We start from the raw sequence: 7,520 nt of genomic DNA, 5'->3' as shown, positions 1-7,520 counted from the left end.
ACGGCGCGTCGTCCGCGCACGGCGAGTGGAAGGCGCTGGATCCCGCGGATCCGCGGTACCCTTGCAGCGTCGTTGAGGAAAAGTACCAGGCCGCCTGCTACAACATGCAGAGCTCGCCCATGATGATGTGGACCCAGGGCGACGTAGCAGCCACCGCACGGATGTGCGCCGGCGCGCCCGAGGGGATGCGGCTGGCCTGCTTCAGCGGGCTGGGCCGCGAACTGACCGCGTGGACCGCGCAGGACCACGGCCGCAGCATCGAGGCCTGCCGCCGGGTGGGCGCGGCCACGGGAACGCGGGAGCAGTCGTGGTGCCTCGTCGGCGCGGCGGAAACGCTGATCAACCAGACCGCCGATGCGCGCGATGGCATCCGCTTTTGCCGCGCCGTCGACGGCGCCCAGGCCAAGCGCGAGTGCTACCAGGCCGCCGGGCGCTTCATGCGCACCCTGGTCGCCACGCCGGAGGGGCGCGCCGAGCAGTGCGCCCTGGCCGAGCCGGAGCACGTCGCCAGCTGCCGCCAGGGCGCGCGCCTGGACCCGTCGGCCAGCGACGATTGACCGGCGGCTGGCCGCCAACTTGCGGGCAGGCGGGCCGATCCGCACCCGCCGAATCACCGATCCACATCCGACCGATGACATCCGTTCTTCCCCGTCTTCTGCGCGCGGCCACGGCCGGCTGCGTGGGCCTGTTCGCCGCGTCGTGCTCACCGTCGCTGCGCGGCACCCATGGCCCCTCGCCGGCCGATGTGGGCCCGCGCACCTCGCTGGCGCCGGCGTCGTGGAGCGCGCAGTCGCCCGCGGGCAAGATCGCCACGTGGATGCGCGAGGGCTGCCGCCGTCCCGAGGGGAGCCGGGCCGCGTGCGTGGAGCGCGCGCTCACGGGATTGATCGACCCCGCCGGCATCGCCAAGTCCATGGAGGTGCTCGACACGCTGGTCACCACCGACGAGGAGGTGCGCCGCAACGCGCACGCGCTGGCTCACGGGTTGGGGATCTCGGCGTACCGCTCGCCCGAGACGGCCGCCGCCACCTTCGCGGGCTGCACGCCGTCGCAGATGTCGGGGTGCTATCACGGGGTGATCCAGGGATACTTCCTGGCCCAGGTGGCCCAGGGAAAGCAGATCGGGACGCCGCAGATCGACGCGCTCTGCGAGCCGCACCGTGCCTCGATGTTCCTGTTCTTCCAGTGTGCGCACGGCATGGGGCATGGGGTGATGGCGCTGCACGAGAACCACGTGCCCATGGCGCTGGAAACGTGCGACCTGGCGACGGACCACTTCATCCGCGGAAGCTGCTACGGCGGCGTGTTCATGGAGAACATCGTCAACGTCACGCACCCGCATCACACCGCCGAGGGCCACGCCGGCACGCAGGCCCACGGCCAACACGCCGCCGATGCGCACGCGGGCCACCAGTCGCAACCGGTGGACGCGCCTGCGGGGCATCAGGCGGGCTCAGCGGATGCGCACGCGGCGCACCAGGCGGGCGCGGCGGGTGCGCACGCGGGGCACGGGGCGGGGCAGCACGCGGGGATGAACCACGGCGAGTGGAAGGCGCTGGACCGCAACGACTTCCAGTATCCCTGCAACGCTGTCGCCGAGAAGTACCGGACCTCGTGCTACACGATGCAGACCTCGGCCGTCCTGTACTTCACGCAGGGCAGCCTGGGCGCCGCCGCGCGGGCCTGCGGCGAGGCGCCGCCGGAATACCGCGAAACGTGCTTCAGCAGCCTGGGGCGCGACATCACGGCCTACGCCGCGCAGAATCACCAGCGCTCGCTGGAGTTCTGCCGCCTGGCGCGCGGCCTGGCCGAAGGGATGGGCGAGGTATGGTGCGTGGCCGGCGTGGCGGTGAACTTCGTGAACCTGGCTGCGGACCCGGGCGAGGGGATCCGCTTCTGCGGGCTGGTGCGCGATGAGCGCGGCAAGACGGAATGCTACCGGTCCGTAGGCCAGACCATCGCCTCGTTGGATAACACCCCGAGCGGGCGAGCCACCCACTGCGAGCGCGCGGAGCCCGCCTTCGTCACCGTGTGCCGCCAAGGCGCCGGCATCCAGCCCGCCGGCACGGACGACTGAACCCGGGCACCTGTTTCCAGTCGCGAAGGGCCCCGCCGACGCGGGGCCCTTCCGCCATCCCAGCCGCAGCGCCCCCAACCAGCCCTCACGCGAAAGCCTGTCATCCAGAGGCGCAAGCGCACAGCACCACCCCCCATCCGGTCCTCTGCGCGCCGAAGGATCCAACTTGAGGCGCCACCGAACATGGACGCGGCAGCGGCACAGAAATCGGGTGCTCGGATTCCACTGTAGGCGCGCACCCAGCCTGCACGGGTGAATGAATTCGCTGCAACAACCACACGACGTCCACCTTCGTGGACTGGCTTGTTGCCGTGCTCCGTCAAACCGGTGGCGCGACCCGGCTACCTGACCTGAGACACCTCTAACATGGGCGCGGCAGCGGGCGCAAAACTCAAGGCCGGGTCTTTTCCACCCGGCGCTCCCGCCCATTCTCGTCGAAGCGCCCCAACCTCCAGTCCACACGGCACCCTGTCATCCAGAGGCGCAAGCGCACCGCACCAGCCCCCACGCGATCGTTTGCGCGCCGAAGGATCTAGCCTGAGTCACCTCTGAACATGGGCGCGGCAGCGGGCATAAAACCTTGGCCGCGTCTCCTCCGGTGCCGATGCACATCATCATTGACACGCGTCCACACTGCACGTATCCTGTGTGCCTTCCGTCCACCTCACCCTCAGGCGTTCGTCGCCCATGCGCACGTACTGCGTCTACATCCTCGCGAGCACCCAGCGGGCGCTGTACGTCGGCGTGACGCGGGACCTGCGCAGACGCGTGCACGAGCACAAGGCGGGGTGGGTGCCGGGGTTCACGCGCCGCTATCACGTGGACCGGCTCGTCTGGTTCGAGGTGCACCACGACGTCCGCGCGGCCATCACCCGCGAGAAGCAGTTGAAGGGCTGGTCGCGCGCGCGGAAGGTCGCGTTGATCGAGTCCGAAAATGCGGACTGGAATGATTTGTCGCCGGCGATCGGGTTGCCGGGGAGTGTCGTGCGACACTGATGGGCGTCGCGGGACGCATGCTGCCATCGACGCGGCGAAAGGATTTGTGCCCGCTGCCGCGCCCAGGCACCAAGGTGTCTTCCGGCTAGATCCTTCGGCCCGCGACGTTTGGTGTGCGGGCAGGTTCGGCGCGCCTGGGCCTCAGGATGACAGGGTGTGTGGTAGGCTGATGATGCATTCGCGTTGGAGCAGATATGTTGGATACGCTTACGGTTGAGCTCGACTCGGCCGCGGTGGATCGCCTGCGCCAGTACTGCCGTGCGCACGGCGTCACGGTCGCTGAGGTGCTGGCCGATCTTATCCGCACGCTCCCGCTCACCGACAGCCCGGAGGATGAAGAGTGGCAGCGTGCCCTGCCGCCGATCATACGCCGGCTGCTCGGGGCAGCTTCGGGAGAGGCCGATGAAGCGGACTACAAGGAGTACCTCTGGAAGAAATATGGCCCGGGAGCGTGAACTGATCGGAGGCTCGGGTGTACGCGGGAGTCTTGCGCCCCACCCGGACCGAGCAGTGCCTACCATGAAGCGAGCCTACATCGAAACGTACGGGTGCCAGATGAACATCAGCGACAGCGAGCTGATGCACGGCATCCTGGCGGAGCAGGGATACACCCCCGCCGACAAGCCCGAGGACGCGGACGTGATCCTGGTGAACACGTGCGCCATCCGCGACCACGCCGAGCAGCGCGTGATCGGGCGCGTGGGCCAGCTTCAGCAGATCCGCCGCGACAATCCCGACGTCGTCATCGGCGTCACGGGGTGCATGGCGCAGCGGATGGGCGAGTCGCTGCTGGGCAAGGCGGGCGGCGTCGACATGGTGATGGGGCCCGACGCCTACCGCCAGCTCCCCGACAAGCTGGCCGAGGTGGTGACCCGCCGCGGCCCCGCGGCGGTGAAGCTGGCGCCTGCCACGCAGGCCGCCACCATCGCGGCGCGCGGCCTGACGGTGTTGGGCTTTGATCCGCACGAGAACTACGAGGGCGTCACGGCCAAGCGCATCAGCAGCGTGAGCGCGTGGGTGCCCATCCAGCGCGGCTGCAACTACCGCTGCACATACTGCATCGTGCCGTACGTGCGCGGCGATGAAAAGAACCGCGACTCGCAGGCCATTCTGGACGAGGTGCGCGCCCTGGCCGCCGACGGCGTGCCCGAGGTGACGCTGCTGGGCCAGACGGTGAACTCGTACGAGCACGGCGGCTGGAACGTCCCGCGCCTGCTGCGCGAGGTGGCGCGGGTGCCGGGCATCCGCCGCGTGCGCTTTACCAGCCCGCACCCCAACGACTTCACCCGCGAGCTGGTGGAGGTGATGGCGGCCGAGCCCACCGTCTGCAAGCAGCTTCACCTGCCCGTGCAGGCCGGCCACGACCGCACCCTCAAGCGCATGCTGCGCCGGTACACGGTCGCGGAGTACATGGAAAAGATCGAGTGGGTGCGCGAAGCCATGCCCGGCATCGCGCTTTCCACCGACATCATCGTGGGCTTTCCCGGCGAGACGGATGAGGAATACCAGGCCACGCTTGACCTGGTGCGCGCGGTACGGTTCGACGACGCGTTCCTGTACAAGTACTCCGAGCGCGACGGCACGCCGGCCACGCGCCTGCCGCGCGACCAGTTCGTTCCCGACGAGGTGGGCCAGGCCCGGCTCGCGGGGCTGATCGCCGTCCACCGCAGAATCCAGGCGGAGATGTACCAGGCCGAGGTGGGGCGCACCGTCGAGGTGCTGGTGGAAAAGGAAGGCCGGCGCGGAGGCGTGCAGGGGCGCACGGAAAGCAACAAGGTGGTCACGTTCGAGGCTCCCGCCGAGCTGATCGGCTACTTCGTGGACGTGACGCTGGTTTCGACCACGGGGGCCACGTTCACGGGAGAGCTGATTCCCGCGCTGGCGGCCGCGTGACGGTTCCGCGCTGGCTGCCCCCGGCAGGCATTGCCCTGGCCGCGGGGCTGTTCACCTGGCTCAACCGCGGCGAGCGCGCCGTGGTGAGCATCGGGATCACGACGTTCTATGGCGCGCCGCTCACGGTGGTGCTGTTCCTGGCGTTCCTGGCGGGCATGCTGGCGATGCTTGCGCTCAGCCTGCGCCACGACCTGCGAATGCGCGAGGAGCTGCGCGCCCGCGGGCTGCTGATTCCGGCGCCGGGCCAGGGTTCACCCGTGCTGGCGCCGAGCCCGCCCGCCCCGCACGCCCACGTGCCTGCCGCGGAGCCGGAGGAGACGGCCCGCTTCGTCTCTGACGATCACACGGCACCATTCCAGGGTGACGGCGTCGGACCGCGTGGGCCTTACCACGGCGACGGGGGCGAGGACGACCCGACGCTCATCCACCAGCGCGATGGCGATCGTCCCCTGAACTGACCCGCTTCACCTAGGCATCACCGCCGCTGCCTCTTGAAGGAGCGGCGATTTTCGTTGATCGCACCCTACGCGAGCCAAGCGCAATCTGTCATCCAGAGGCCCGGGCGCACTGCACCGGCCCGCAGTGCATACCATGCAGGGCCGTGGGATCTGGTTGCGGATGCCTCTTGGCTTGGGCGCGGCAGCGGCACGGAAACCTGAGCCGCGGTCCTGGTCCTCGGCTAGGCAAGCGGCCCAAGCCTCCTCGGGCGAATGAATTCGCTGCAACAACCACACGAAGTCCACCTTCGTGGACTCCACGCTGTCGTGTGAGTTCAATGATGGGGCGCGCCCCAAGCCACCACGCACCCGGCCACGCTAACCGATGTTTCAACATGAGTTGCGGCGCGTCGGAGGCGTACAGATCCGCACGGTGGCGGCTCGCGGTTAGGAGAATCGGGGTCCCGTGATTATCATGCGGACCGTCCACATGCCGCGCATCGACCCGCTCTCCTGTCAAGGTGAACCAGCTTCGATTGCCCCTCGTTCTCGCCTTTCTCGCCTTCCTGGCGGGGCTGTTGATCGGGTTGCGCGTCGATGGAGTCACAGGCGGTACCGCACTAGCTGCGGTGCCGCTTCTTCTTGCCCCCTGGCTGCACCGCTCGCTGATCGGCTCGACAGTCTCTGCACGGACCAGCGGGCTGCTCATCCTCGGCGCGGTCATGGCGGCGGGGGTGGGGCACGGGGCCGGCGCGCGGGCGGATGCCGAACGCGACTGCCGGGTGCACCTGGCGGACGGGGACGAACTCGTCGTCCACGGCGTGCTCGCGGCCAACTGGATGCCTCCGCCGGACTCCGCCGCGCGCCGTCCCCTGCTGCCGGTGGATGCGCGCGCCGTCTCGTCCACGGGTGGACCGATCGCGGGCTGCACGGGAGCGATGCGCGTCCGCTTGCCGCAGGGCACCGATTCCGCCCTGGCGGGCACCGAGGTCGTCCTCCGCGGTAGATGGCGGCCGATGCCGAAGCCCGTGCTGGGCAGCGCTTGGCCGCGCGAACCAGCTTGGGCCGGATTCGTCATGGCCGATTCGCTCGCCGTGGTCGCACCGCCGCGCGCCGCCACGCACCCGCTGCTCTGGGCGCGCGGGCGAACCGAGGCGCAGCTGCACCGGTTGATGGGACGGCACGGCCCCTTGGCGGACGCGCTTCTGCTGGGCCGGCGGGAGACGCTGGACCGCGCGCTGGCGGATCGGTTCGCGCAGACCGGGCTGGTGCACCTGCTGGCCATAAGCGGCACCCACGTGGCGCTGCTCGGCGCCGTGTTCGTGCTGATCGGGAGGATGCTGCGGCTGTCGCGGTCGCGTGTCGCCTGGCTGACCATTGCGCTCATCGCCGCGTACCTGGCCCTGATCGGCGCGCCCGCGTCCGCCGTCCGCTCGGGGATCATGATGGCGCTCGCCCTCCTCGCCACGGTGCTGCAGCGCCCGTCCGCATCGCTCCCCATCGTCTCCGCCGCCGCGCTGCTGATTCTGGCCGTGGAGCCGATGGCCGCGCTGGATCCCGGCTTTCAGTTGAGCTTCGCCGGCGTGCTCGGGATCATCCTTCTGCGCGGCGCGATGATGCGGCGGATTCCGGAGCGATATCGGCGAAACCCCGCCGCGAGGTGGACGATCGAATCGCTGGTCGTCAGCGTGGCGGCGTTCATTACGACCGCGCCCGTGGTGGCCCATCACTTCGGCCAATGTGCACCGGTTTCGATCATCGCGAATCTGCCCGCGATTCCCCTCAGCAGCGTGGCGCTGGTGGGGATCGGGGCGGCGGCGGTGCTCGAGCCCGTCGCCCCGCCGGTTGCACGGTTGATAGCGGACGGGGCGGGGCTGGCGCTGGACCTGCTGAACCGCGTCGTGGACGTGGCCCTGCTCGTTCCGGGAGGCCACGCGTCCGTGGCTCGGCCCCAGTGGTGGCTCTGGGGACTGGCGGGCGTCGCGTTCCTGCTCGTGCTGGACGCGACGGCGCGGATGCGCGACCGGGTGAGGTGGGCGGTCGCGGTGATGTCGTCGGCCGCGGCGTTCCTGCTGCTTCCCATTGCGGGGAGGGCAGTGGACGGCGGGATGGAGCTG

The 7,520-nt window shown here is 69.7% G+C and carries 7 protein-coding genes; all 7 read left to right on the top strand.

The features are described 5' to 3' along the window. A partial coding sequence (locus VIB55_RS11830; RefSeq protein WP_331876852.1) for a hypothetical protein occupies nt 1–557 on the top strand: 557 nt, incomplete at its 5' end. 74 nt (nt 558–631) lie between these two features. Continuing rightward, nucleotides 632–2,077: a hypothetical protein gene (locus tag VIB55_RS11825; RefSeq protein ID WP_331876851.1), complete on the top strand. Its 1,446-nt coding sequence runs from the start codon at nt 632–634 to the stop codon at nt 2,075–2,077. A 648-nt stretch (nt 2,078–2,725) separates the two neighbouring features. Beyond that, nucleotides 2,726–3,073: a GIY-YIG nuclease family protein gene (locus VIB55_RS11820; RefSeq protein ID WP_331876850.1), complete on the top strand. Its 348-nt coding sequence runs from the start codon at nt 2,726–2,728 to the stop codon at nt 3,071–3,073. A gap of 194 nt (nt 3,074–3,267) precedes the next feature. Then, the gene (locus VIB55_RS11815; protein WP_331876849.1) at nt 3,268–3,528 is read left to right on the top strand and encodes a DUF6364 family protein; all 261 of its coding nucleotides are present in this window, start codon (nt 3,268–3,270) and stop codon (nt 3,526–3,528) included. Nucleotides 3,529–3,592: 64 nt separating this feature from the next. Beyond that, a complete protein-coding gene (gene miaB / locus VIB55_RS11810; RefSeq protein ID WP_331876848.1) occupies nt 3,593–4,966 on the top strand; it encodes a tRNA (N6-isopentenyl adenosine(37)-C2)-methylthiotransferase MiaB in 1,374 nt (457 codons plus the stop codon). Continuing rightward, nucleotides 4,963–5,424: a LapA family protein gene (locus VIB55_RS11805; protein ID WP_331876847.1), complete on the top strand. Its 462-nt coding sequence runs from the start codon at nt 4,963–4,965 to the stop codon at nt 5,422–5,424. The genes miaB and VIB55_RS11805 overlap by 4 nt, the downstream gene beginning before the upstream one ends. A 500-nt stretch (nt 5,425–5,924) precedes the next feature. Then, nucleotides 5,925–7,520, top strand: a 1,596-nt coding sequence (locus tag VIB55_RS11800) for a ComEC/Rec2 family competence protein (RefSeq protein WP_331876846.1), incomplete at its 3' end; no start/stop codon positions are given.

This window comes from Longimicrobium sp. (assembly GCF_036554565.1).
Lineage (GTDB): Bacteria > Gemmatimonadota > Gemmatimonadetes > Longimicrobiales > Longimicrobiaceae > Longimicrobium.
This window is presented reverse-complemented; position numbering and strand designations above follow the sequence as displayed.